Origin of the sequence: Streptomyces sp. cg35 (genome assembly GCF_050410835.1) — a bacterium.
Classification (GTDB): Bacteria; Actinomycetota; Actinomycetes; order Streptomycetales; family Streptomycetaceae; genus Streptomyces.
On sequence record NZ_CP191268.1, the window covers coordinates 7,308,244 to 7,331,818 of the forward strand.

The window sequence follows — 23,575 nt, forward strand, 5'->3', positions numbered from 1 at the left end:
GCTTCGATGCAATTCTTGTCCGAACCGTTGACGCACCCCCAGCTCCTCTCTACTTTGGCCCGGCAAGCGCTTGCCTAAAACGATTCAATGCGTGGGGTGGAGGGGCGAACTGTGCCTACGAACAGGGATCTCGACCGGCGTGGCCTGCTGAAGGTCGCGGGAGGGTCGCTCGCGGCGCTCGGTCTGACGGCGGCCGGCTGCGGTGGCGGGAGCGGGTCGTCCGACGGCCCGGTGACTCTTCGGTACGCATGGTGGGGCGGGGAGCCGCGGGCGATCGCGATCAAGAAGACGATCGCGCTCTTCGAGAAGAAGAACCCGAAAATCAAGATCAAGCCCGAATTCACCGACTACGAGGCCTTCTGGGAGAAGTTCCAGACGCAGGCTTCCGGTGGCAATCCACCGGATGTTTTCCAGAATTCGGTCGCCTTCCTGCGCAAGTACGACAAGCGCGGTGTTCTGATGGATCTCAAGTCCCAGGCGGACGCCGGGAATCTGAGCCTCAAGAACTTCCGCGACGGAGTCCTGACGTCCGGTCAGGTGGACGGCGGAAAGCAGGTCGGGATACCCGTCGGCGCCAACACCATGTCACTGGTCGTCGACCTCAAGGTCTTCAAGAAGGCGGGCGTGGACCCGAAGTTCGGCTGGACCTGGGACGAGTACTGGAAGGCGCTGCAGAAGATCCACGACACCCAGAAGATCGCCGGTGACACCGGCTACTTCGGCGTGATGTACATGTACGACCTGGTCCTCCGTCAGAACGGCAAGGCATTCTTCACCGGGACCGGACTCGGTTTCACCGAAGCGGATCTGACGCAGTGGTGGGAGGACGGCTACCGCCGGGTGAAGTCCGGGCTCGTCGCCGACCCGAACAAGATCGACCAGGTGAAGCCCGCCTCCGGCCTGTCCAAGGGGATCGCCGCCTCCGAGTTCACCTGGGACAACTTCTCCGTCCGGTACGAGGGAGAGGGCGACTCCGACTACGGACTCGTACCGATCCCCACCACGGACGGCCAGCAGACCGGCCAGTACCTGTCCTCGCTGATGCTCAGCGCCTTCAGCGGGACCGAGCACCCCGAGGAAGCCGCCCGGTTCATCGACTTCATGGTCCACGACCCCGAGGTCGGCACGATCATGGGCTACGACCGCGGCATCCTCGCGACCACCGAACAGTTCGAGGCGTACCGGCCGACGGACGCGACCAACAAGGCCGTCGCCGCCTACGAGACGGAGGTCTCCCGGGCCGGCGTGCTCGGCAAGATGACCCCGCAGCCCTCCGGCACCGATGTCGTCGAGGCCGCCTTCCTGCGCATCGGCGGCGAGGTCGCCCACGGCAAGACCAAGCCGGCCGCCGCCGCCCAGCAGTTCTTCGGCGAGGCCAAGGCCGCGTTCGCGGGCTGAGGGGACCTACCGCCATGACCCTCGTCAAGGAAGCGCCCGCACGCCCGGCAGGGAAGCGGCCCGCCGCGCCCCACGCCGGGCGCGGCGGACGGCGCCGCGAGAACCTCGCCGGCTATCTCTTCATGTCCCCGTGGATCGCGGGCTTCGTCCTGCTCACCGCGGGGCCCATGATCGCCTCGCTGTACTACGCCTTCACCAGCTACAACCTGTTCACGCCCCCGCGGTGGGTCGGCCTGGACAACTTCACCACCATGTTCCAGGACCCGCGCTGGCAGAAGTCGGTGCAGGTGACCCTGAAGTACGTCGTGGTGGCCACCCCGCTGAAACTGCTGCTCGCGCTCGGTGTGGCGCTGCTGCTCGCGCAGAAGAGGCGCGGCCAGAGCCTGTACCGGGCCGCGTTCTACCTGCCCTCGCTCATCGGCGCAAGTGTGTCCGTCGGCTTCGTATGGCGGGCACTGTTCTCCGACGACGCCGTCGTGGACCGTACGCAGAGCATTCTCGGCCTGGACGTGGGCGGCTGGATCGGCAACCCGGACTACGTGCTCTACGCCCTGGCCGCCCTGAGCATCTGGCAGTTCGGCGCACCCATGGTCATCTTCCTCGCCGGGCTCAAGCAGGTCCCGCAGGAACTGTACGAGGCCGCCGAGATGGACGGGGCCGGACCGCTGCGCCGGTTCTGGAACGTCACGCTGCCGATGATCTCCCCGGTGCTCTTCTTCAACGTCCTGCTGGAGTCGATCCACGCGTTCCAGGTCTTCGGGTCCGCGTACGTCGTCTCCAACACACAGTGCGGGCCGGCCGACGCCACGCTCGTCTACACCTGCTACCTCTACCAAAAGGGCTTCAAGGAGTCCCAGATGGGCTTCGCCTCCGCGATGGCCTGGACGCTCGTGATCGCGGTGGCGCTCGTCACGGCGGTCCTGTTCTGGTCGCAGAAGAAGTGGGTGCACTACGACGACAGCACGGAGGCCGCCAAGTGACCAGTGCCACCAGCCCTGTCGTGCGCACCCCGAGCGAGCGCCGGCGCACCGGCTCCGCCGTCTGGCACGTCGGCGCGCTCGTCGTCCTCGCGGTCGTCCTCTACCCGGTGATCTGGGTGCTCGGCGCGTCCTTCAAGCCGAGCAAGGACATCGTCGGGAGCCTCGACCTGTTCCCCGCGAGCCCGGTCCTCGCGAACTTCTCCGGGCTCGCCGACGGCATCTCCGGCATCTCGATCAGCAGCTTCTTCGTCAACTCGCTGACCTACGCGGTCCTCGCCGTGACCGGCGTCGTGCTCTCCAGCTCGCTGACCGCGTACGCCTTCGCCAAGATCCGCTTCGCCGGACGGAACCTGCTGTTCACGCTGATGATCGGCACCCTGCTGCTGCCGTACCACGTCCTGCTCATCCCGCAGTACGTGATGTTCCGCAAGCTCGGCTACATCGACACCTTCGTGCCGCTCGTCGCCGGAAAGTTCCTGGCCACGGAGGCGTTCTTCGTCTTCCTGATGGTCCAGTTCATGCGCGGCCTGCCCAGGGAACTCGACGAGGCCGCCAAGCTCGACGGCTGCGGACACCTGCGGACCTACTGGTCCATCGTGCTGCCCCTGAGCCGCCCCGCGATCATCACCAGCGCCATCTTCACCTTCATCAACGCGTGGAACGACTTCATGGGGCCGCTCATCTACCTCAACAGCCCTGACAAATACACCGTCTCGCTCGGCCTGATGATGTTCCGGGACCAGGAAGGCATCTCCAACTACGGCGGCCAGATCGCGATGTCCCTGGTCGCCCTGATCCCCGTCATCGCGTTCTTCGCCGCCTTCCAGCGGTATCTGATCGACGGCATGGCGACCTCGGGACTCAAAGGATGAGCCACACCCGTACGCCCTCGAAGCCACCGTTCACCGAGTCGCGCCGGCGCGTCCGGTTCGGCGTCTTCGCCGAGTGCCTGCTGACCGGGGTGTGGATCGCGCTCGCGTCCGTGCCCGTCGTCACCGCGCCGGCCGCGTTCGCCGCAGGGTCCCGGCACCTGCGCCGGTATCTGGGCCAACAGAGCGGCGGCCGAAGGGAGTTCGCGGCCGACCTCCGCGTCGCCGCCCGGCGCGGATGGCTCGTCGGACTCGCCGGGGCCGCGGCCTGCGCCGCCGTCCGGATCGATCTGGAGGTCGCGCACACCGGACTCCCCGGCGGCCGGCTCGCCGCCGCCGTGGGCGTCCTCGCCCTGCTCGGCGCCGCCGTGACCGTCCTGCGCGCCGCCGCCGTCTGGGAACCCGGAGCGCACTGGCGGCCCCTGCTCGGCGCCGCCGCCCGGCGCACCGTCCGGGCCCCCGCCGGATCGCTCCTGCTCGTGTGCGGCCTCGCGGTCGTGGTCCTGTGCGCCGGGTTCCTCGCCCCGCTCGCCGTACCGGCGCTCGGCGTCCTCGCCGCGGCGGCCGTCGCCGTCGAGGAGCGCGGCCGGGCCCGCTGAACCCCCGCACCCCGCTCGACCCCCTTCTCGTACAGCACCTTTGGCATGCACGGAAAGGAACGACGATGTCCCCTGTCTCCCGAGGTGTCTCCCCAGGTGCCTCCCCGGGTGTCCCCCCAGGGTTTCCCCGCAGAGCCCTCCTCAGAGCCGCCGCGGCGGCCGGTGCCGCCGCCCAGTTCGGCTGGGCACTCGGCAGCAAGGAGGCGCAGGCCGCGCCGAACGCCCCGGCCGCCGAGGCCCGACCCGTCACGCTCGGCTGGCTGGAGGACGGCGGGCTCGGCGCCGCCCCCGGCTCCACCGTCGGCGTGCCCTGGCCGAAGGGCGCGTACGAGAAGGACCAGGAGTTCACGCTCAGCACCGACGACGGCACCCGGGTCCCCGTCCAGACCTGGCCGCTCGCGCAATGGCCGGACGGCTCCCTGAAGTGGACCGCGCACGCCGTCGGCCCCGACGCAGGGAACGGCACGCTCACGCTGGCGGCCGGGAGCCCCGCCGCGCCCGACAAGAAGGTCACCGTCGCCACGCACGGCGGAGCCGTCACCGTCGACACCGGAGTCATCACCGCCCGCCTCGGCACGAGCGGATCCACCCTCGTCAAGAGCGTGACCCGCGGCTCCACCGAGATCGCCAAGCACGGCCGGCTCGTACTGCTGCGCCAGGGCGAGATCGAGGACGGCGACCAGGGAACCGACACGTACGAACGCTTCGAGAGCGTCATCGAAAAGACGAAGGTCGAACAGGACGGCCCGGTGCGCGCCGTCGTCCGCATCGACGGCAAACACCGCAAGGGAAGCCGCAGCTGGCTGCCGTTCTCGGTCCGCCTCTACTTCTACGCGGGCGCCGACTCCTTCCGCATGGTCCACACCCTCACCTACGACGGCACCCAGGAACCCGGCAAGACCTCCGGCGACTTCGTCCGCGGGCTCGGCGTCCGCTTCACCGTGCCGATGCGCGACGCCCCGTACGACCGGCACATCCGCATCGGCGGCGAGGACACCGGACTGCTGCGGGAAGCCGTCCAGGGCATCACCGGCCTGCGCCGCGACCCCGGCGCCGCCGTGCAGGCCGCCCAGTTCGCGGGCGAGAAACTGCCCGACCCCTCGACCTGGGACCAGCGCGTCACGACGCGACTCCGCTACATCCCCGAATGGGGCGACTACACCCTCTCCCAGCTGTCCGCCGACGGCTTCACCCTGCGCAAGCGGACCAAGAAGGGACACGGCTGGATCGCCGCGGGCGGCGGACGCCGCGCCAGCGGATTCGGGTACCTCGGCGGCCCGAGCGGCGGACTCTCCTTCGGAATCCGGGACTTCTGGGAGAAGCACCCGGCCGGCCTCGACATCCGCGCCGCGCACACCGACGAGGCCGAGGTCACCCTGTGGCTGTGGTCGCCCGAGGCCCAGCCGATGGACCTGCGCTTCTACCACGACGGCATGGGCCAGGACACGTACGCGGAACAGCTCGAAGGCCTCAACATCACCTACGAGGACTACGAGCCCGAGTTCGGCACGCCCTACGGAATCGCCCGCACCAGCGAGCTGATGTTCTGGGCCAACGAGTCGACACCGAAGCCCGAGGTCCTCGCCCAGCAGGTCGAGGCCGTCCGCGTGCTGCCCCAGCTCGCCGCACCGCCTCGGCAGCTCATCGAGGCGAAGGTCTTCGGCCCCGGCCTCTACTCCGAGCCGGACCGCTCCACACCCGCCAAGGCCAGGATCGAGGACCACCTCGACTTCCTCTTCACCTACTACAAGGACCAGGTGGAGATGCGGCGCTGGTACGGCTTCTGGGACTACGGCGACGTGATGCACTCCTACGACACCGCACGGCACCAATGGCGCTACGACGTCGGCGGCTACGCCTGGGACAACTCCGAGCTCTCGCCCGACCTCTGGCTCTGGTTCGCGTACCTGCGCAGCGGACGCGCCGACATCTTCCGCTTCGCCGAGGCCATGACCCGCCACACCGGCGAGGTCGACGTCTACCACCTCGGCACGTGGGCCGGGCTCGGCACCCGCCACGGCGTCCAGCACTACGCCGACTCCGCGAAGCAGCAGCGCATCGCCAACACCACGTACCGCCGCTACTACTACTTCCTCACCGGCGACGAACGCGTCGGCGACCTCATGCACGCCAACATCGACTCCGACGAGACCTTCCTCGTGCTCGACCCGCAGCGCAAGGTCCGCCCCGACCCCGACTACGAGCCCGACCCGCACGCCCTGTCCATCGGCTTCGGCACCGACTGGAGCGGCCTCGTCTCGGCCTGGCTCACCGAGTGGGAGCGGCGCGGACCCCAGTGGGAGAAGGCCCGGGCCAGAGTCCTGTCGACCATGGAGACCATCGCCGCACAGCCCAACGGATTCGTGCAGGGCAGCGGACTCTACGACCTCGACACCGGCAGGTTCGCGATCGCCGACGAGCCGGTCGTCGGCGTCTCGCACCTGTCGGCCGTCTTCGGCCTGAACGAGCTGTGCGCGGAACTGATCGACCTCGTCGACATGCCGGAGTTCGAGGAGGCGTACTACGACTACTGCCGCTACTTCAACGCCACCAAGGCGGAGCAGAAGGCGCGGTACGGGTCGGACTTCGGGTCCCTCATCCTCTTCCAGGGCCACTCGCGCCTCGACGCGTACGCCGCCGTGCGCACCGGCGACGACAAGCTCGCCCGGCGCGCCTGGGAGAAGTTCTACAAGAGCGACGGCTACACCGAATCCTCCCCGTGGAAGACGGAGAAGACCGACGGCCCCGTCACCCTCGTCGCCGGCGCCGAGGCGAACTGGATCTCCACCAACGACACCGCCCTCTACGGCCTCGCCGCCATCGAGAACCTGGCACTGATCGGGGACAAAATGCCCTGACGTCCACGAGAAGCGAGCGCCGCCCGGGCAGACTCGGGCCATGGACTGGAGCGCCCTGAGCCACTACCGCTTCCGCAGCGTCTGGGACCTGCCCGCACCACCGGCCACCGTGTACGCGGTCCTGGAACGGGCCGAGGAGTACCCGGCGTGGTGGCCGCAGGTCCGCTCGGTGGCGCCGCTGGACACCACCAGCGGCGTCGCCGTGTTCCGGTCCTTCCTGCCGTACGAGCTCACGATCACGGCCCGCGAGACACACCGGGACCCGGCCGCCGGGGTCCTGGAGATCGCCATGAGCGGAGACCTCGACGGCTGGGCCCGGTGGACGGTCAGCTCACGCGGCGGCGGCACACGCGCGGTCTACGACCAGGAGGTGGAGGTGCGCAAACCCCTGATGCGCCGCTTCGCCGTCCTCGGCAGGCCCGTCTTCCGCGCCAACCACCGGTGGATGATGCGCGGCGGACGGCGCGGTCTGCTGGCCCACCTGCAACCGGTTTGAACACAGCCCGCCGCGCCCTGTATTGTTCAACCCGTTCCCGGGCGATTAGCTCAGTGGGAGAGCGCTTCGTTCACACCGAAGAGGTCACTGGTTCGAACCCAGTATCGCCCACCCGGAAATGACCGGTCCGTCGAGAGACGGGCCGGTTTTTCGTTTCTGCTTGTCGGGCCCCCAGCGGGGGAACGATCAAGCCGCCGCCGGAAGTTCCGGCCGCAGCGGCCACGCCGGGTCCACCTGCTCCGGAGTGCCGGAGCGCGCGAACCACGCCTGGAGACCGCGCGCCTGCGCCGCGTGCCAGACCGCCTGGAGCGTGTGCAGCTCGGCGGGGGAGAGGCGCTCCAGGCGGGCCGCGAAACGACGGCCCACCGCGCGGACCACGTCGAGCGCCGCCTGTGCGTCCGCCGCCGCGTCGTGCGCCTCCGCCAGCTCCACCTCGTAGTGCGCACACAGATCCGTCAGCGTGCGACGGCCCTTGCGGTAGCGGTCCAGGTGCTTGTCGAGGACCCGCGGATCCAGGACGCAGAGCGAGTAACTCTCCAGATAGCGGGCCAGCGACGAAGCGCGATGACGCTTCAACTCCCGGTCCAGCATGGTCAGATCGAACGGCGCGTTCATGATCACCAGCGGCCGGCCGGTCGCCGCCTGCTCCGCCAGCTCGCGGCCTATCTCCTCCATCACCGGCGCCGGCCAGCGGCCGTTGCGCTGCAGATGCTCATCGGTCAGACCGTGGACGTCCGTCGCCCCGGGCGGCACCGGGACACCCGGGTTCACCAGCCAGCGCGTCACCCGCGGCCGCGTGCCCGGCGCGTCCTGCACCACGATCGCCGCCGACACGATGCGGTCGGTCTCCACGTCCACGCCGGTCGTCTCTGTGTCGAAGGCGGCAAGGGGGCCCTCGTACCAGCACGTCATGACAATGCAACTCCCTGTTCACGCCCGGCAGATGACGTCCCGTCGTTTTGCGTCTCCTGCCCCACCCGGTGATACCCGGGCCGTTTGCGCCCTACGCGGAGCGGTGACAACACAGATACGAGTCATGGCAGTTCAGCGGGGTGCCATTGACTCCGGCTTGATCAAATTCTTGATCTCCACGGGGATTCACCTTTCTGAAAGGCCAGTTGGACCATGGCGCTCGCGCGGCCCGAACAGGGTGGGCTGCTGCCCGGGCGGATCGCACCGTCGCGCGGCACACTCGCCACCACTGCCTGCATGGAGACACTGCAGGTGGGCTATCTGCACGCCGTGGCCGCGGCGGCCGGATGCTCGCTCTCGCAGCCCTTTCCCGACAACGGCATCGACTGGCACGTCAGCCACAGCGCCCCCGGGCACACGGTGGACGACGAGGTCACCATCAAGGTGCAGCTCAAAGCGACGTACCAGATCCCCCCGAACCCACGGGGCCCGTCCTTCTCCTTCACGCTCGACAACGCACACCTGGAGAAGCTCGCCAGAACCCCGGTCTCGGTGCACAAGATCCTCGTCGTGATGCTCGTGCCGCGCTCCCAGGACGACTGGCTGCGCGCCAGCCACGACCGGCTCGACCTGCGGCACTGCTGCTACTGGACCAATCTCGCCGGCCAGCCGGTCACCGGCCGGCGCAGGACCACCGTGCGCGTCCCGACCTCGCGGATCTTCGACGACCGCGCGCTCTGCGAGATCATGAACCGGGTCGGGACGGGCGGGCGGCCCTGACCGGTCACCGGTCACGTCGGCTGGCCCGGAAGGGAGTTACGACATGCAGCACCGGTCGAGCGGCGAGCCCCTGCGTTCCCTCGGCGCGGCCCGCGCGCACCCCGTCGACCTCCCGGGACCCGAGCCGGGACAGGTCGACCCGGCCGTCCTCGGCGCCCTGCTCGACCGGCACGGCTGGCAGCGCCGCGGGGGCGCCGCGGGACGGTACGCGCGCTGGACCCTGCCGGGCTCCGGCGCCCGGACCAGCCTGCTCGTGCCGGAGAACCGGACCTTCCCGGACAGCGAGGACCTGCTCGGCGAGGCGCTCCTGGCCCTGGAGCGCAGCGGCGCCCCGTCCGCCCGCGAGGTCCTGATCTCGCTCGCCGTGCCCAGCGACGAGATCCGGTGGTGGCGGGACGTGCCCGAAGGGCCGGGCGGCGCCTCGTCCTGGACCGCCGAGGAGCAACTGCGGTCCGCCGCGCGGCGGATGCTGCTCGCCGGGGCCCTCGCCGCCCGCGGACGCGCCGGGTACTACGGGGCCCGGCACCGTCGGCCTGCCGCCGCGGCCCTGGAGAACGTACTGGTGCAGACGGCACCCGGCGGCCGCAGGCTCACCGCGTTCGTACCGGTCGCCGCCGGACGCACCCTCGCGGTCCGGCTGCACCAGGCGCTGTACGCGGTGCGCGAGGCCATCGACTACCGGCGGGCCACCGGCGGCATGGACGCGTTCGACGGCGCCGTCGAGGCAGGCGTCAGCCACGAACTGACCGAGGCGCTGGTCGCCCTGGTGCGCGGCACCGAGGGCGCCCGGGTCGCCGTCGCCTGGGCGCCCGCCGCCGGAGTGCCCGAGGAGTGCACCGACGGGGACGCGCCCGTCGAGTTCTCACCCGGCGACCTGGACGTGCTCCGCGAGGCCGGCGCCCGCTACCTGCACGCCGAACCCGCGGTCTCCGTCCGGATCACCGGCACCGTCGAGCGGCTGCGCAGGACCGGCCCGCGCGGCGAGGGCACGGTGCGGCTGCGCGTCATCGCCGGCGCCGAGGTCCCGCACGTCCGGCTGACGCTGGACGAGGAGGCGTACCGGATAGCGGGCCACGCGCACCTGGTGGGCCTGCCGATCCGGGTGCACGGGCGGCTGGAGAGCCGGGGCGGCTTCCGGCGGCTCACCGGCGCCACCGGAGTCGTACCGGTGCAGGTGGAAGAGGCCGAGCGGGACCGCCTGATGAAGTCGCTCCAGGAGAACCTGGACTTCTTCGAAGAGGCGTGCGCGGGCGACGACTAGCCGAACTTGTGCACGTACAGGTCCCTGAGCAGGGCGATCTCCGCGCCGTGGTGGATCGTCTCGCGGTGGATGTGCAGCACGAGCGTGGCCAGCGGCTCCTTCGCGTACGGGCCCTCGGCCGGGCCGCACGGCCGCGCCAGCCCGTCCTCACCGAGCCGGCGCACCCCGGTCATCCACACCGCGTACGCCGCGTCGAGCCGGTCGAGCGCCTCGGCGGCCGTGCCCGGATACGCGTACGTCCCGTAGTCCACGGGAGGCCCGCCGAAATGCGCGGCGCTGCGCATGCCGAGCACGCCGACCAGGATGTGCCCGATGCGCCAGGCGATCGTCGTCACCGGCGCCGGGACCGGCGGCGGATAGGCCCAGTCGATGGCGGGACGGTCCTGACCGGGGCCGGGGTACACGGTCCAGCAGTCCGGTACGGGCTGCCAGAAGTACTCGTCGTCGGTGAGGCCGGCCAGGCGCGGGCGCAGCTGGTGCCGCCAGTGCCAGTCGAGCTGGTCGGCGAGGAGCGTGTTCCAGTCGAGTGCCATGCGCTCCACGCTAGGCCCGGCCTCGGAGGGGTGCCCGTTAACCGTTTCGCGAGCGGTCCCGGTGACTCGGTACGATCGCTTCTGCACGCGTCACAGGTAATGGCGCGGCGTTCCATCTTCAGGTAGGAGAAGACCGGTGTCTGACGTCCGTGTGATCATCCAACGCGATTCCGAGCGGGAAGAGCGCGTGGTGACGCCGGGCACTACGGCCGCCGAGCTCTTCGCCGGTGAGCGCAGCATCGTCGCGGCCCGCGTGGGCGGCGAGCTGAAGGACCTCGCGTACGCCGTGCAGGACGGCGAGGAGGTCGAGCCCGTCGAGATCTCCTCCGAGGACGGTCTCAACATCCTGCGGCACTCCACCGCGCACGTGATGGCGCAGGCCGTCCAGGAGCTGTTCCCGGACGCCAAGCTCGGCATCGGCCCGCCCATCAAGGACGGCTTCTACTACGACTTCGACGTCAAGGAGCCGTTCACCCCCGAGGACATCAAGCGCATCGAGAAGAAGATGCAGGAGATCCAGAAGCGGGGGCAGCGCTTCTCGCGCCGCGTGACCACCGACGACGACGCGCGCGTCGAGCTCGCCGACGAGCCCTACAAGCTGGAGCTCATCGGCCTCAAGGGCAACGCTGCGCAGGCCGCCGACGGCGCCGACGCCGAGGTGGGCAGCGGCGAGCTGACCATCTACGACAACCTCGACGCCAAGACCGGCGACCTGTGCTGGAAGGACCTCTGCCGCGGTCCCCACCTGCCCACCACCCGGAACATCCCGGCGTTCAAGCTGATGCGCTCCGCCGCCGCGTACTGGCGCGGCAGCGAGAAGAACCCGCAGCTCCAGCGGATCTACGGCACCGCCTGGCCGACCAAGGACGAGCTGAAGGCGTACCTCGACTTCCTCGTCGAGGCCGAGAAGCGCGACCACCGCAAGCTGGGCGCCGAGCTCGACCTGTTCTCCTTCCCGGAGGAGCTCGGCCCGGGCCTCGCGGTCTTCCACCCCAAGGGCGGCGTGATCCGCAAGGTCATGGAGGACTACTCGCGGCGCCGCCACGAGGTCTCCGGCTACGAGTTCGTGAACACCCCGCACATCTCGAAGGAGCACCTCTTCGAGATCTCGGGTCACCTGCCGCACTACGCGGACGGCATGTTCCCGCCCATCCAGTTCGACGAGCAGAACTACCGCCTCAAGGCGATGAACTGCCCGATGCACAACCTGATCTTCAAGTCCCGAGGGCGTTCCTACCGTGAACTGCCGCTGCGGCTCTTCGAGTTCGGCACCGTGTACCGGTACGAGAAGTCGGGCGTCGTGCACGGCCTGACCCGCTCGCGCGGCTTCACCCAGGACGACTCGCACATCTACTGCACCAAGGAGCAGATGCCGCAGGAGCTCGACACGCTCCTGACCTTCGTGCTCGACCTGCTGCGCGACTACGGCCTGACCGAGTTCGAGCTGGAGCTGTCCACCCGCGACGACTCCGACAAGTTCATCGGTACCGACGAGGACTGGGCCGAGGCCACCGAGGCCCTGCGCCAGGCCGCCGAGAAGCAGAACCTGCCGCTCGTGCCCGACCCGGGCGGCGCCGCCTACTACGGCCCGAAGATCTCCGTCCAGGCCAAGGACGCGATCGGCCGGTCCTGGCAGATGTCGACCCTCCAGGTCGACTTCAACCAGCCCAAGCGGTTCGGCCTGGAGTACACCGCGGCGGACGGCTCGCGCCAGCAGCCCGTCATGCTGCACCGTGCCCTGTTCGGCTCGATCGAGCGGTTCTTCGGTGTGCTGCTCGAGCACTACGCGGGCGCCTTCCCGGCCTGGCTCGCCCCGGTCCAGGCCGTCGGCATCCCGATCGGCGACGCGCACATCCCGTACCTGGAGGCGTTCGCCGAGAAGGCCCGCGCCCAGGGCCTGCGGGTCGAGGTCGACGCGTCCTCGGACCGCATGCAGAAGAAGATCCGCAACCAGCAGAAGGCCAAGGTGCCCTTCATGGTCATCGCGGGCGACGAGGACATGAACGCCGGTTCGGTGTCCTTCCGCTACCGCGACGGCTCGCAGGAGAACGGCATCCCGGTCGACGAGGCCATCGCGAAGATCGCGAAGGTCGTCGAGGAGCGGGCGCAGGTCTGACGCCGTCAGTCACCGTCGTGGCGAGAGGCCCCCGAAGAGCTTTCCGAGCTCTCCGGGGGCCTCTCCCCTTCCCGCGCGAAGACCTGCAGCAGCCACGACGAGAACGTGCCGGTCACCGCGCCGAGCAGGGCGAGCCCACAGGCCATCACGCCCACCGACACCAGCCGGCCGAGCGGGGTCACCGGCGCCAGATCGCCGTAGCCCACCGTCGACAGGGTCGTGCAGGTGAACCACACCGAGTCGCCGTACGTGACGATGTCCGCGCCCGGCGCCGCGTGCTCCTGCTGGTACAGGGCGAGCGACCCCGCGAAGCCGAGCAGCGTCACCGAGACGCCCGCGTACGTGATCACCCGGGCGTGCAGGGCGAGCCGCGGCTGGTCGTGGTGGCGCTGCACCGTCTCGTAGGCCTGCACGATCCGGACCGGACGCAGCAGGGGCAGCAGCAGGACCACGGTGTCCAGCCAGTGGGTGCGCAGGAAGCGATGCAGGCGCTGCCCGCTCAGCCGCAGGCGCACCGCGTAATCCACGAGGAACACGGCCCACGCCGCGAACGTCACCGCCAGGCACAGGTCCCGTACCACGTTCGGCAGGCCGTGGCCGAGCACCCGGATCGCGTACGAAGCGAGGTAGAGCAGGGAGGCCACGGCGAGGACGACGCCGTTGTGCCGCTCCCAGCGGGCGAGAGGACTGTCGGTCATCCGGACAGCATCGCCCCTGCCGGGCAGGGGCGGCCCCCGCCGACACGCCCTGCCGAGGTGACGCCATATGCTGCACTTCATGACGAGTGAGCCGGAGCAGCAGATCGGTCCTGTGGGTGAGCCGGACGGATTCGGGCGTCTGTGGACCCCGCACCGCATGGCGTACATCCAGGGCGAGGGCAAGCCGACGGGCCCCGGGGCCGACGACGGCTGTCCCTTCTGCGCCGCTCCCGGCAAATCCGACGAGGACGCCCTGATCGTCGCCCGCGGCGAGCGGGTCTTCGCGATCCTCAACCTGTACCCGTACAACGGCGGGCACCTGATGGTGCTGCCCTACCGGCACGTCGCCGACTACACGGACCTCGACGAGGCGGAGACCGCCGAGCTCGCCGTGTTCACCAAGCTCGCGATGACCGCGCTGCGCTCCGCGTCCGGGGCGCACGGCTTCAACATCGGGATGAACCAGGGCGCCGTCGCGGGGGCCGGTATCGCCGCCCACCTGCACCAGCACATCGTCCCGCGCTGGGGCGGCGACACGAACTTCATGCCGGTCGTCGGCCACACGAAGGTGCTGCCGCAGCTGCTCGGGGACACGCGCACCGCGCTGGCCAAGGCCTGGCCGAGCGCCTGAGGAGCGCGCCTGACACCGGCTCCGCGGGCCCGGCGGCGTCAGGCGATCCAGTGCTGCCGCGCGCCTGAGGCCGCCGGCCGGGGCCCCTCGGCCTCGGCGCGGGCCATCCGCTGCACCGCCTCGCGCAACGTCTCCTCGGGCAGCGTGTACGGGATGCGCAGCCGGTGCTCGAACAGGCCCGGGTCCGCGGCGAAGTACGCGCCGCTCTCGATCCGTACACCATGGGCGAGCGCGCGCTCGGCGAACTCCGACGCGACGCTCGCGCCCAGGTCGACCCAGAAGGACAGCCCGCCGGGCGGCGTCCGCCACGTCCAGTGCGGGACGTGCTGCCTCAACGCCTCGGCGAGCGCGGCGCGTTGGGCACGCAGCCGGGCGAGCCGGTCGGCCGGCGCATCGCCCTGGCGGGCCAGCAGGGAGAGCGCCAGGAGCTGGTCCACCACGGAACCGCCCATGTCGGTCGCCACCCGCTGCGCCGCCAGCTCCGTGACGAGCCGGGCGGGAGCGCGCAGCCAGCCGATGCGCAGGCCCGCCCAGTGCGTCTTGCTCATCGAACCGACCGTGACGACCTGGGCGGCCGGGCCGTGCGCGGCGAACGGTGCCGGGGGAGTGGTGTCCAGCGCGAGCTCGGCGAGGGTCTCGTCGACGATCAGCCACGTGCCGCTGCGACCGGCCGCGCCCAGGATCCCGGCCCGCTCGGCCGCCGGCATCAGAGCACCGGTCGGATTGTGGAAGTCCGGGATCAGATAGGCGAGCCGGGGCACCGAGCGGCGCAGCGTCGACTCCATGATCCCGAGGTCCCAGCCGCTGTCGTCCGTCACCGGTACGGACACGGGGCGCAGCCGGGCGCGGCGCATCGCCTCCAGGGCGTTCGGGTACGACGGGTTCTCGACCATGATCCGGTCGCCCGGGCCGGCGAGCAGGCCCAGGACCAGACTGAGCGCGTGCTGCGCACCGGCGGTCACCAGGATCTGCTCGGGCGTCGTGGCCAGGCCGCGGGCCGTGAACCGGGCCGCGAGCGCCGACCGCAACTCCGGGAGCCCGTACGGGTGGTAGCCCGGGCCGTCCGCGTGCCCGGCCAGCCGCGGCGTGACCTCGGCGAGGGCGTCGGCGAGCGTCCGGCCGGGCAGCGTCGGCGCGGCCCTGGCCAGGTCGATCGCGGCGTCCTGCGGCGCGAGCAGCCGGCTGACGCCCTTCGCGGCGCGGCCCTGCGGCAGGGACGTCCAGGTGCCGGAGCCCCGGCGGCTGTGCGCGAACCCGTTCTCGCGCAGCAGGTCGTACAGCGCCGTGACGGTCGTCCGGCTGACGCCGAGCGCGCCGGCCAGCTCCCGCTCGGCGGGCAGCCGGAGGTGCAGGGCGAGCCGTCCGTCGAGGATCAACTCGCCGATGGCGTGCGCGAGATGACGGTAGGCGGGACGCGCCCGCGCGGGATCTGGGAGCAGCGCGGCGAGCTGCCGGGCACCCACGGTGCGGGGCGTCCCCGCGCGCCGGCCGTCGGCGATCTCCACAAAACCACTCTCCCGCAATTGGCCGTGTGATCCGGGCCGGTCAATCTACAGAGTGACGGGATTGGCCTTGAAAGTGCCCCGGTGCGGGGCGCCCGTCCCCGGAGTCACCCCATGCCGCTCACGTACGTCCCGCTGCGCGAACACCCCGCGCGCCGCCTGCCCCAGCTCTTCGCGGGCCTGGCCCTGTACGGGATCAGCCTCGCCCTGATGGTCCGGTCGGGCCTGGGCCTCAGCCCGTGGAGCGTCCTCAACGAAGGCCTGGCCCGGCACACCTCGCTCAGCTTCGGCACTCTCACGACGCTGGTCGGCGCGGCCGTCCTGCTGCTGTGGATCCCGCTGCGGCAGCGCCCGACCCTCGGCACGTTCGCCAACATCCTCACCGTCGGCTGGTCCTCTGACCTCGGCCTGTGGCTGCTCCCCGACCATCCCGCGCCGCCGGTCCGCGGCGCCCTGCTCGCCACCGGCATCCTGCTCAACGGGCTCTCCGTCGCCGTCTACGTCGGCGCCCGCTGCGGCCCCGGTCCCCGCGACGGACTGATGACCGCACTCACGGCCGCCACGGGCCGCTCCCTGCGTCTCGTGCGCACCGCCATCGAGATCGTGGTCCTGGCGGCGGGCTGGCTGCTGGGTGGATCCGTGGGCCCCGGCACGGTCCTGTACGCGGTGACGGTGGGGGCCGTCACCCAGTACTGCCTGCCGTGGTGCGCGTACCGGGCGGACCGGGACCCCGCGCCCGCGCCTACGCGTCGTACACGTCGGCCTTCCGCGGCGCCGGATCCTGGACCAGGCCGCTGAGCACGCCCGAGCGGTTGCCGAACTTCTCCGTGTCCACGCCGTGGTCCTCCAGCACGCCGATGGCCGCGGCGTGCACCACCCGCAGCACCGGGGTCGCGGTGCGCAGCGCGTCGTCCGCCATGAAGCGGTGCCGCCAGGGCTGGTCCGCCCAGACGTGACGCAGACCGAACGGCTCGGGCAGCACGAGCTTGCCGCCCAGGTGGTCGAGGAGCGGCGGGTACCAGGTGAAGGGAGCGCGGACCGCGATACGGACGACCTCGTCCGCGTCGATGAGCGGGAGCGTCTTCTCCGTGGTCTCCCAGAACCGTACGGACTTGGCGATCTCCACGGTCTTCGGCTCCGGCTTCGACGTGAACAGCGAATTGACCGGACCGAGCGCGTGCCCCGTCACCTCGATGCGCAGCGTCTCGTGCAGCACGGTCACCGTGATCAGCATCGTGATGACCAACTGGCCGTCCCAGAGCGTGAACTGGACCCCCAGGTAGTGGCGGTCACCGCTGCCGAACTGCTGCTCGTTGCAGATCCGCTGTATCTCGTGCTGCTTGATCTGGAACGCGTCGACGTCCTCGCCCGAGGGGCGGGCCACCTGCTTCGCGTTCTCCCCGATCGGCGTGACGATCCAGTGCTTCATCGTCGGGGTCGGGAACCCGCCCGTGTGCAGCGGCCCCCGCTCGATGAGCCGCAGCTGGTCGTGGATCGCACGGATGACGTCCCAGCTGCGGAAGGGGTGGATCTCCTTGTCCTTCTCGCCCGACACCAGGTCCTCGGCGAGCTGCCAGCTGCCCCAGCGGGTGCCCATGCCGAGGATGCCCTTGGGGCCCGCGTAGAAGACCGTGTTCGACTGCTGCTCCGCCGAGAGCTTGGCCAGGCTCTGGCGCAGCTGCTCGGCCGCGGTCTCGCCCGGGCTGCCGGGCACCGCCTCTGGGATCTTCGCGCCGATGCCGCCGCCGGAGAGCAGCCCGTCCCACCGGTCGCGCAGGTCCTGAGCGCTGTGCTCGCAGATCCGCCGGGCCAGGAACCCGCCGATGAGCGGGGCCACGAACGAGGCCCGCAGATACCAGGCCCAGAAGCCGTCGAACGGCAGCTTGACGAGCAGGATCACGATGGCGACGCCGACCGCGGCCATCGCCGCCGTCGCCAGCGCGGCCCGGCTGCGCGCCTTGCGCTCGGCCTTCTTCGCCGCGCTCTGCACCTCGGTCGGCTTGCCGGCGGACTCCTGGACCACCTTCTCCGCCAGCGCCACCCTGTTGTTGTTCGTGCGGCGGATCTGGAAAGCGGCCAGCCACAGCAGGAATCCGGGCAGGAACAGGAAGCCGAACACCACGGTCACCAGCGTCAGCCGCCTGTCCCGCTCGCGCCGGATCCGGTTGGCGGCCAGACAGTGCTCGACGATGACCTGGGGCTCCGTACCGAACGACTGGATGAGCGGCTTGCGCCCGCCGCCCAGCATCCGCACCTGCACCGCGCGCGAGAACGCCTCACCCAGATTCGGCGCGAACAGGGACCATCGCCCCTTCTTCACCTCGGACTTGTGCCACTCGTTGTTGGCGTCCTCGATCTTCACCGCCGGGTCGTCGCGGTAGGCGGCCGACGCGATGGCGAAGGTCGCCGCCGTCTGCCCCGCGGACCCCTGGAGCGGGACCTGCGCGCCAGGCCTGAAATCGAATGCGTCGTCCGCCACTGCCGCCCCCATCACCGCACATCGTCGCTGCTGCGGCTTTTCCCGACTTCCCTGCCCCGCACACCTGTTGATCAGTTGATCGTCCTGATCCGGCTGATCGTCGACCAGCGTAACGGCCACCGCCGACATCCGCTCCGACAAGCGGGATGTCGGCGGTGGCCGTTACGCCTCCCTTGTGAACCCTTCTCAACTACGCGGTGTCCTGGGCCTGTTCACGGATCCTCTCGCTCAGCTGCGCCGGCATCGGCTCGTGCCGCGCGTAACTGCGGTCGAACCGCGCCGTCCCGTGCGACAGCGACCGCAGATCCACCGCGTACCGCCCGATCTCGATCTCCGGCACCTCGGCCCGTACGAGAGTGCGCCCGCCCTGCGTCTGTTCGGTCCCGACGACGCGGCCGCGGCGCCCGGACAGATCGCTCATGACAGCGCCCACGTAGTCGTCGCCGACCAGCACCTGCACCTCGGCCACCGGCTCCAGGAGATGGATCCGGGCGTCGGCCGCCGCCTCCCGCAGCGCCAGCGCGCCGGCCGTCTGGAACGCCGCGTCGGACGAATCCACCGAGTGCGCCTTGCCGTCGAGCAGCGTCACCCGGACGTCGATGAGCGGGTACCCGGCCGCGACACCCCGCGCCGCCTGCGCCCGTACGCCCTTCTCGACGGACGGGATGAACTGCCGCGGCACCGCGCCGCCGACGACCTTGTCCACGAACTCGATACCGGATCCGCCGGGCAGCGGCTCCACCTCGATCTCGCAGATCGCGTACTGCCCGTGCCCGCCGGACTGCTTCACGTGCCGGCCCCGCCCCGCCGACCTGCCCGCGAACGTCTCGCGCAGCGACACCCGGTGCGCGATGACGTCGACCTGCACCCCGTACCGGCTGCGCAGCCGCTCCAGGGCCACGTCCGCGTGCGCCTCGCCCAGACACCACAGGACCACCTGATGGGTGTCCTGGTTCTGCTCGAGCCGCATCGTCGGGTCCTCCGCGACGAGCCGGGACAGGCCCTGCGACAACTTGTCCTCGTCGGCCTTGCTGTGCGCCTGGATCGCGAGCGGCAACAGCGGATCCGGCATGTCCCACGGCGCCATCAGGAGGGGATCGTCCTTCGCCGAGAGGGTGTCGCCGGTCTCCGCCCGGTTCAGCTTCGCCACGCAGGCCAGATCGCCGGCGATGCAGTGCGTGAGGGTGCGCTGCTGTTTGCCGAACGGCGCCGACAGGGCACCGATCCGCTCGTCCGCCTCGTGCAGGGCGCGGTCCCCGCGCGCCCGGTCCGCCAGCCCGTGCCCGGACACGTGCACCGTCTCGTCCGGCCGCAGCGTGCCCGAGAAGACCCGTACGAGGGAGACCCGTCCCACGTAGGGGTCGGACGCGGTCTTCACGACCTCCGCCACCAGCGGGCCGTCCGGATCGCAGGCCCGGAGCGGCCGCGCCTCGCCGCCGGGCGTGCTCACCGCAGGCGCCTCGCGCTCCAGGGGCGTCGGGAAACCGCCCGTGATCAGATCGAGGAGCTCGACCGTGCCGATGCCCTGCCGGGCGCCCTCCGCCGCCGGAGCCGCCGCGAGGACCGGGTGGAAGACGCCGCGGGCGACGGCCCGCTCCAGGTCCTCGACCAGCGTCTTGAAGTCGATGTCCTCGCCGCCCAGATAGCGGTCCATGAGGGTCTCGTCCTCGCTCTCCGCGATGATGCCCTCGATGAGCCGGTTGCGGGCCTCCTCGATCTGCGGCAGCTGGTCCTCGCCGGGGCCCGACTCCTTGCGTTCGCCCGACGCGTAGTCGAACAGGCGCTGCGAGAGCAGCCCGACCAGTCCGGTCACCGGCGCGTGCCCGTCCGGTGCCTGCGGCCCGTGCAGCGGCAGGTACAGGGGGAGTACGGCATCGGGGTCGTCGCCGCCGAAGACCCGCGCGCAGGCCCGGGTCATCTCCTCGAAGTCGGCCCGCGCCGCCTCCAGGTGCGTGATGACGATCGCCCGCGGCATGCCGACGGCCGCGCACTCCTCCCACACCATCCGTGTCGCGCCGGAGGTGGTCTGGGGCCCCTCCGCCGCCGAGACGACGAAAAGGGCCGCGTCCGCGGCGCGCAGACCGGCCCTCAGCTCCCCGACGAAATCCGCGTAGCCGGGGGTGTCCAGCAGATTGATCTTGTATCCGCCCCATTCCACCGGGACGAGCGAGAGCTGGACCGAGCGCTGTTGCCGGTGCTCGATCTCGTCGTAGTCGGAGACGCTGGTGCCGTCCTCGACCCGGCCCGCCCGGTTCAGTGCCCCCGCGGTCAGCGCGAGGGCCTCCACCAGAGTCGTCTTGCCCGATCCGCTGTGGCCGACCAGCACCACATTCCGTACGGACGCGGGATGGTCGGCCGCTGCTGCCCTGCCGGCGGCTCCGGGGTGTCCGTTCGCCTTGTCGCCCATGTCCTTGCCTCCCGGTTCGCTTCCACGGTGAGGTGGCCCTTGCTGGGACGCCGTAGATACGGCAAGCGGACACGCGAACCCGCGTGTTGGGAGGCGGCTTCGGCGACGCCCGCGGTGCCATCGAGCTTTCCACTCGGGTCACGGTGCGTCCATACGTCGTACGCGATCGCACGCGCGCGTGGTGGCCCGGCGGCCGTTCCCGTACGTGCGTGGCTACGATGGGCCAGCCGGTGGCCAGAGGGGCCGCGCGGCACCGACCCTCGGGAAGGCCATGCTGAACAAGTACGCGCGTGCATTCTTCACGCGTGTCCTCACACCGTTCGCCTCGTTCTTGATCCGCCGCGGGGTCAGCCCCGACGCGGTCACGCTCCTCGGCACCGCCGGAGTCGTGGCGGGCGCGCTGGTCTTCTATCCGCGCGGGGAGTTCTTCTGGGGCACGGTCGTCATCACGCTGTTCGTCTTCTCGGACCTCGTGGACGGCAACATGGCGCGCCAGCTCGGCCGCTCCAGCCGCTGGGGCGCGTTCCTCGACTCCACGCTCGACCGGGTCGCGGACAGCGCCATCTTCGGCGGTCTGGCCCTCTGGTACGCGGGCTCCGGGAACGACAACGTCCTGTGCGCGGTGGCGATCTTCTGCCTCGCCAGCGGCCAGGTGGTCTCCTACACGAAGGCACGGGGCGAATCGATCGGCCTGCCCGTCGCGGTCAACGGCCTCGTGGAACGCGCCGAGCGCCTCGTCATCTCGCTGGTCGCGGCCGGCTTCGCGGGTCTGCACAAGTTCGGCGTGCCCGGCATCCAGTACCTGCTCCCTGTTGCGCTGTGGATCGTCGCCGTGGGCAGCCTCGTCACGCTGATCCAGCGCGTGGTGACCGTGCGCCGCGAGTCCGCCGAGGCCGACGCGGCGGCCGCCGCCCAGGAGGAGACCGCCTCGTGAGCGGCCTTCAGGAACGGGTGACCGACGCGCTGTACGGACTCGGCTGGGGCACGGTGAAGAAGCTCCCGGAGCCGGTCGCGGCGCGCCTGGGCAGGACCATCGCCGACGCCGCGTGGAAGAAGCGCGGCAAGGGCGTGCTCCGCCTGGAGGCGAATCTGGCCCGGGTGGTCCCCGACGCGACGCCCCAGAAGCTCGCCGAGCTCTCCCGGGCCGGCATGCGCTCCTACCTGCGCTACTGGATGGAGTCCTTCCGGCTCCCCGCCTGGAGCAGGGAGCGCATCAAGGAAGGCTTCTCGCCCAAGGACCTCCACCACCTCACCGAGGGCCTGGACTCCGGCAAGGGCGTCATTCTCGCCCTGCCCCACATGGGCAACTACGACCTCGCGGGCGCCTGGGTCACCACCAAGCTGGAGACCCCGTTCACGACCGTCGCCGAGCGCCTCAAGCCGGAGACCCTGTACGACCGCTTCGTGGCGTACCGCGAGGGACTCGGCATGGAGGTGCTGCCGCACACCGGCGGCGCCGCCTTCGGGACGCTGGCCCGGCGGCTGCGCGCGGGCGGCCTCGTCTGCCTGGTCGCCGACCGCGACCTGTCGTCCTCGGGCGTCGAGGTGAAGTTCTTCGGCGAGACGACGCGGATGCCCGCGGGACCCGCGATGCTCGCCCAGCAGACCGGCGCGCTGCTGCTGCCGGTGACCCTCTGGTACGACTCCTCGCCGATCATGCGCGGCCGCGTCCACCCGCCCATCGAGGTACCGGAGACAGGTACGCGGGCCGAGAAGACGTCTGTCATGGCACAGGCGCTGGCCGATGCCTTCGCCACAGGGATCGCGGACCACCCGGAGGACTGGCACATGCTGCAGCGCTTGTGGCTCGCCGACCTGGACGACTTCGAGGAGCGGCCGGCGTGAGGATCGGAATCGTCTGCCCCTACTCCTGGGACGTGCCGGGCGGCGTCCAGTTCCACATCCGCGATCTGGCGGAGCACCTCATCGCCCTGGGGCACGAGGTCTCCGTCCTCGCCCCGGCGGACGACGAGACCCCGCTGCCGCCCTACGTCGTCTCGGCGGGCCGCGCGGTACCCGTGCCGTACAACGGCTCGGTCGCACGCCTCAACTTCGGCTTCCTGAGCGCCGCGCGCGTACGCCGCTGGCTGAACGACGGCACCTTCGACGTCGTCCACATCCACGAACCGGCGTCGCCCTCGCTCGGACTGCTGACGTGCTGGGCGGCCCAGGGGCCCATCGTCGCGACCTTCCACACCTCCAACCCCCGCTCGCGCGCCATGATCGCCGCGTACCCGATCCTGCAGCCCGCGCTGGAGAAGATCAGCGCGCGCATCGCGGTGAGCGAGTACGCGCGCCGCACGCTCGTGGAACACCTGGGCGGCGACGCGGTCGTCATCCCGAACGGCGTCGACGTCGACTTCTTCGCGCGGGCCGAGCCCCACCCCGAGTGGCAGGGCGACACCATCGGGTTCATCGGACGCATCGACGAGCCCCGCAAGGGCCTCCCGGTGCTGATGAAGGCGCTGCCGAAGATCCTCGCGGAGCGGCCGCAGACGCGGCTGCTGGTGGCCGGACGCGGCGACGAGGAGGAAGCGGTCGCGTCGCTGCCGAAGGAGATGCGCGAGCGCGTCGAGTTCCTCGGCATGGTCAGCGACGAGGACAAGGCACGGCTGCTGCGCAGCGTCGACGTGTACGTCGCCCCGAACACCGGCGGCGAGAGCTTCGGGATCATCCTCGTCGAGGCGATGTCGGCGGGCGCCCCGGTGCTCGCCTCCGACCTGGACGCCTTCGCCCAGGTCCTCGACCAGGGCACGGCCGGCGAGCTCTTCACGAACGAGGACGCCGACGCGCTCGCCGGCGCGGCGCTGCGGCTGCTCGCCGACCCCGAGCGACGCGCCGAACTGCGCGAACGCGGCAGCAAGCACGTCCGCCGCTTCGACTGGGCGACCGTCGGGGCCGACATCCTCTCGGTCTACGAGACGGTGGCGCAGGGCGCGGCCGCCGTGGCGGCGGACGAACGGACGGGACTGCGGGCACGGTTCGGCCTGGCCAGGGACTGAGCGGACGCACGGGGGCGCACGGGGCCGGGGTCCGCCACCGGTAGCCTTGCCGCC

The 23,575-nt window shown here is 70.9% G+C and carries 20 protein-coding genes and 1 tRNA gene; 15 read left to right on the forward strand and 6 right to left on the reverse strand.

Features of this window, described 5'->3' with window-relative positions; translation table 11 throughout:
* Window positions 1–87 precede the first annotated feature (87 nt).
* The 7 genes from ACQUQD_RS33485 (at window position 88) to ACQUQD_RS33515 (ending at window position 7,311) form a co-directional block, all read left to right on the forward strand.
* Window positions 88–1,398 carry an ABC transporter substrate-binding protein gene (locus ACQUQD_RS33485; protein WP_428955918.1) on the forward strand — a complete coding sequence of 437 codons (1,311 nt, stop codon included), beginning with the start codon at window positions 88–90 and terminating at the stop codon, window positions 1,396–1,398.
* Window positions 1,399–1,412: 14 nt separating this feature from the next.
* Window positions 1,413–2,378, forward strand: coding sequence for a carbohydrate ABC transporter permease (locus ACQUQD_RS33490; protein ID WP_428955919.1), 966 nt, complete (start codon window positions 1,413–1,415; stop codon window positions 2,376–2,378).
* The gene (locus tag ACQUQD_RS33495; RefSeq protein ID WP_428955920.1) at window positions 2,375–3,250 is read left to right on the forward strand and encodes a carbohydrate ABC transporter permease; all 876 of its coding nucleotides are present in this window, start codon (window positions 2,375–2,377) and stop codon (window positions 3,248–3,250) included. Before ACQUQD_RS33490 ends, ACQUQD_RS33495 begins: the two co-directional genes overlap by 4 nt.
* Window positions 3,247–3,846 carry a hypothetical protein gene (locus tag ACQUQD_RS33500; protein WP_428955921.1) on the forward strand — a complete coding sequence of 200 codons (600 nt, stop codon included), beginning with the start codon at window positions 3,247–3,249 and terminating at the stop codon, window positions 3,844–3,846. Before ACQUQD_RS33495 ends, ACQUQD_RS33500 begins: the two co-directional genes overlap by 4 nt.
* Window positions 3,847–3,911: 65 nt before the next feature.
* Window positions 3,912–6,704 carry a Tat pathway signal sequence domain protein gene (locus tag ACQUQD_RS33505; RefSeq protein ID WP_428955922.1) on the forward strand — a complete coding sequence of 931 codons (2,793 nt, stop codon included), beginning with the start codon at window positions 3,912–3,914 and terminating at the stop codon, window positions 6,702–6,704.
* 40 nt (window positions 6,705–6,744) lie between these two features.
* The gene (locus tag ACQUQD_RS33510) at window positions 6,745–7,200 is read left to right on the forward strand and encodes an SRPBCC family protein (protein ID WP_428955923.1); all 456 of its coding nucleotides are present in this window, start codon (window positions 6,745–6,747) and stop codon (window positions 7,198–7,200) included.
* A 39-nt stretch (window positions 7,201–7,239) separates the two neighbouring features.
* Window positions 7,240–7,311 (forward strand) — tRNA-Val (locus ACQUQD_RS33515).
* A 75-nt stretch (window positions 7,312–7,386) separates the two neighbouring features.
* Here the strand turns inward: ACQUQD_RS33515 and ACQUQD_RS33520 are convergent.
* Window positions 7,387–8,112, reverse strand: a complete 726-nt coding sequence (locus ACQUQD_RS33520) for a 3'-5' exonuclease (protein WP_428955924.1) — start codon at window positions 8,110–8,112, stop codon at window positions 7,387–7,389.
* Window positions 8,113–8,325: 213 nt separating this feature from the next.
* Between ACQUQD_RS33520 and ACQUQD_RS33525 the strand changes: the two genes are divergently transcribed.
* Window positions 8,326–8,892 (forward strand): DUF4365 domain-containing protein, encoded by a 567-nt coding sequence (locus ACQUQD_RS33525; RefSeq protein WP_428955925.1) that lies wholly within the window; start codon window positions 8,326–8,328, stop codon window positions 8,890–8,892.
* 43 nt (window positions 8,893–8,935) lie between these two features.
* The gene (locus ACQUQD_RS33530) at window positions 8,936–10,153 is read left to right on the forward strand and encodes a hypothetical protein (RefSeq protein WP_428955926.1); all 1,218 of its coding nucleotides are present in this window, start codon (window positions 8,936–8,938) and stop codon (window positions 10,151–10,153) included.
* Here ACQUQD_RS33530 and ACQUQD_RS33535 read toward each other — a convergent pair.
* Window positions 10,150–10,686 carry a DinB family protein gene (locus tag ACQUQD_RS33535; protein WP_428955927.1) on the reverse strand — a complete coding sequence of 179 codons (537 nt, stop codon included), beginning with the start codon at window positions 10,684–10,686 and terminating at the stop codon, window positions 10,150–10,152. The genes ACQUQD_RS33530 and ACQUQD_RS33535 overlap by 4 nt on opposite strands.
* 136 nt (window positions 10,687–10,822) lie before the next feature.
* On the opposite strand from ACQUQD_RS33535, the gene thrS reads away from it, so the two are divergent.
* The gene (gene thrS / locus ACQUQD_RS33540; RefSeq protein WP_428955928.1) at window positions 10,823–12,802 is read left to right on the forward strand and encodes a threonine--tRNA ligase; all 1,980 of its coding nucleotides are present in this window, start codon (window positions 10,823–10,825) and stop codon (window positions 12,800–12,802) included.
* A gap of 5 nt (window positions 12,803–12,807) precedes the next feature.
* Here thrS and ACQUQD_RS33545 read toward each other — a convergent pair whose 3' ends face one another.
* Window positions 12,808–13,500 carry a potassium channel family protein gene (locus ACQUQD_RS33545; RefSeq protein WP_428955929.1) on the reverse strand — a complete coding sequence of 231 codons (693 nt, stop codon included), beginning with the start codon at window positions 13,498–13,500 and terminating at the stop codon, window positions 12,808–12,810.
* 67 nt (window positions 13,501–13,567) lie between these two features.
* Between ACQUQD_RS33545 and ACQUQD_RS33550 the strand changes: the two genes are divergently transcribed.
* Window positions 13,568–14,131, forward strand: coding sequence for an HIT family protein (locus ACQUQD_RS33550; RefSeq protein WP_428955930.1), 564 nt, complete (start codon window positions 13,568–13,570; stop codon window positions 14,129–14,131).
* A gap of 38 nt (window positions 14,132–14,169) precedes the next feature.
* On the opposite strand, the gene ACQUQD_RS33555 is transcribed toward ACQUQD_RS33550, so the two are convergent.
* Window positions 14,170–15,636 (reverse strand): PLP-dependent aminotransferase family protein, encoded by a 1,467-nt coding sequence (locus ACQUQD_RS33555; protein WP_428955931.1) that lies wholly within the window; start codon window positions 15,634–15,636, stop codon window positions 14,170–14,172.
* Window positions 15,637–15,747: 111 nt separating this feature from the next.
* On the opposite strand from ACQUQD_RS33555, the gene ACQUQD_RS33560 reads away from it, so the two are divergent.
* On the forward strand, window positions 15,748–16,431 hold the full coding sequence (locus ACQUQD_RS33560) for a YczE/YyaS/YitT family protein (RefSeq protein WP_428955932.1): 684 nt from the start codon (window positions 15,748–15,750) through the stop codon (window positions 16,429–16,431).
* Here ACQUQD_RS33560 and ACQUQD_RS33565 read toward each other — a convergent pair.
* Both ACQUQD_RS33565 and ACQUQD_RS33570 read right to left on the reverse strand, forming a co-directional pair.
* Window positions 16,376–18,124 (reverse strand): hypothetical protein, encoded by a 1,749-nt coding sequence (locus ACQUQD_RS33565; RefSeq protein WP_428955933.1) that lies wholly within the window; start codon window positions 18,122–18,124, stop codon window positions 16,376–16,378. The genes ACQUQD_RS33560 and ACQUQD_RS33565 overlap by 56 nt on opposite strands.
* Before the next feature lie 178 nt (window positions 18,125–18,302).
* A complete protein-coding gene (locus tag ACQUQD_RS33570; protein ID WP_428955934.1) occupies window positions 18,303–20,519 on the reverse strand; it encodes an elongation factor G-like protein EF-G2 in 2,217 nt (738 codons plus the stop codon).
* A gap of 271 nt (window positions 20,520–20,790) precedes the next feature.
* Between ACQUQD_RS33570 and pgsA the strand changes: the two genes are divergently transcribed.
* Genes pgsA through ACQUQD_RS33585 form a run of 3 tightly spaced genes read left to right on the forward strand, consistent with a single transcriptional unit; the run spans window position 20,791 to window position 23,521 of the window.
* Window positions 20,791–21,453, forward strand: a complete 663-nt coding sequence (gene pgsA, locus ACQUQD_RS33575) for a phosphatidylinositol phosphate synthase (RefSeq protein WP_428955935.1) — start codon at window positions 20,791–20,793, stop codon at window positions 21,451–21,453.
* Window positions 21,450–22,364, forward strand: a complete 915-nt coding sequence (locus tag ACQUQD_RS33580; protein ID WP_428955936.1) for a phosphatidylinositol mannoside acyltransferase — start codon at window positions 21,450–21,452, stop codon at window positions 22,362–22,364. The genes pgsA and ACQUQD_RS33580 overlap by 4 nt, the downstream gene beginning before the upstream one ends.
* The gene (locus ACQUQD_RS33585) at window positions 22,361–23,521 is read left to right on the forward strand and encodes a glycosyltransferase family 4 protein (protein ID WP_428955937.1); all 1,161 of its coding nucleotides are present in this window, start codon (window positions 22,361–22,363) and stop codon (window positions 23,519–23,521) included. The genes ACQUQD_RS33580 and ACQUQD_RS33585 overlap by 4 nt, the downstream gene beginning before the upstream one ends.
* Window positions 23,522–23,575 lie beyond the last annotated feature (54 nt).

Bases quoted from the DNA above. Each gene is read 5' to 3' on its own strand.
- ACQUQD_RS33485 (WP_428955918.1), top strand. From the start codon at position 88: ATGCGTGGGGTGGAGGGGCGAACTGTGCCTACGAACAGGGATCTCGAC.
- ACQUQD_RS33490 (WP_428955919.1), top strand. From the start codon at position 1,413: ATGACCCTCGTCAAGGAAGCGCCCGCACGCCCGGCAGGGAAGCGGCCC.
- ACQUQD_RS33500 (WP_428955921.1), top strand. From the start codon at position 3,247: ATGAGCCACACCCGTACGCCCTCGAAGCCACCGTTCACCGAGTCGCGC.
- ACQUQD_RS33505 (WP_428955922.1), top strand. From the start codon at position 3,912: ATGTCCCCTGTCTCCCGAGGTGTCTCCCCAGGTGCCTCCCCGGGTGTC.
- ACQUQD_RS33510 (WP_428955923.1), top strand. From the start codon at position 6,745: ATGGACTGGAGCGCCCTGAGCCACTACCGCTTCCGCAGCGTCTGGGAC.
- ACQUQD_RS33520 (WP_428955924.1), bottom strand. From the start codon at position 8,112: ATGACGTGCTGGTACGAGGGCCCCCTTGCCGCCTTCGACACAGAGACG.
- ACQUQD_RS33525 (WP_428955925.1), top strand. From the start codon at position 8,326: ATGGCGCTCGCGCGGCCCGAACAGGGTGGGCTGCTGCCCGGGCGGATC.
- ACQUQD_RS33530 (WP_428955926.1), top strand. From the start codon at position 8,936: ATGCAGCACCGGTCGAGCGGCGAGCCCCTGCGTTCCCTCGGCGCGGCC.
- ACQUQD_RS33535 (WP_428955927.1), bottom strand. From the start codon at position 10,686: ATGGCACTCGACTGGAACACGCTCCTCGCCGACCAGCTCGACTGGCAC.
- ACQUQD_RS33545 (WP_428955929.1), bottom strand. From the start codon at position 13,500: ATGACCGACAGTCCTCTCGCCCGCTGGGAGCGGCACAACGGCGTCGTC.
- ACQUQD_RS33550 (WP_428955930.1), top strand. From the start codon at position 13,568: ATGCTGCACTTCATGACGAGTGAGCCGGAGCAGCAGATCGGTCCTGTG.
- ACQUQD_RS33560 (WP_428955932.1), top strand. From the start codon at position 15,748: ATGCCGCTCACGTACGTCCCGCTGCGCGAACACCCCGCGCGCCGCCTG.
- ACQUQD_RS33565 (WP_428955933.1), bottom strand. From the start codon at position 18,124: ATGGGGGCGGCAGTGGCGGACGACGCATTCGATTTCAGGCCTGGCGCG.
- ACQUQD_RS33570 (WP_428955934.1), bottom strand. From the start codon at position 20,519: ATGGGCGACAAGGCGAACGGACACCCCGGAGCCGCCGGCAGGGCAGCA.
- pgsA (WP_428955935.1), top strand. From the start codon at position 20,791: ATGCTGAACAAGTACGCGCGTGCATTCTTCACGCGTGTCCTCACACCG.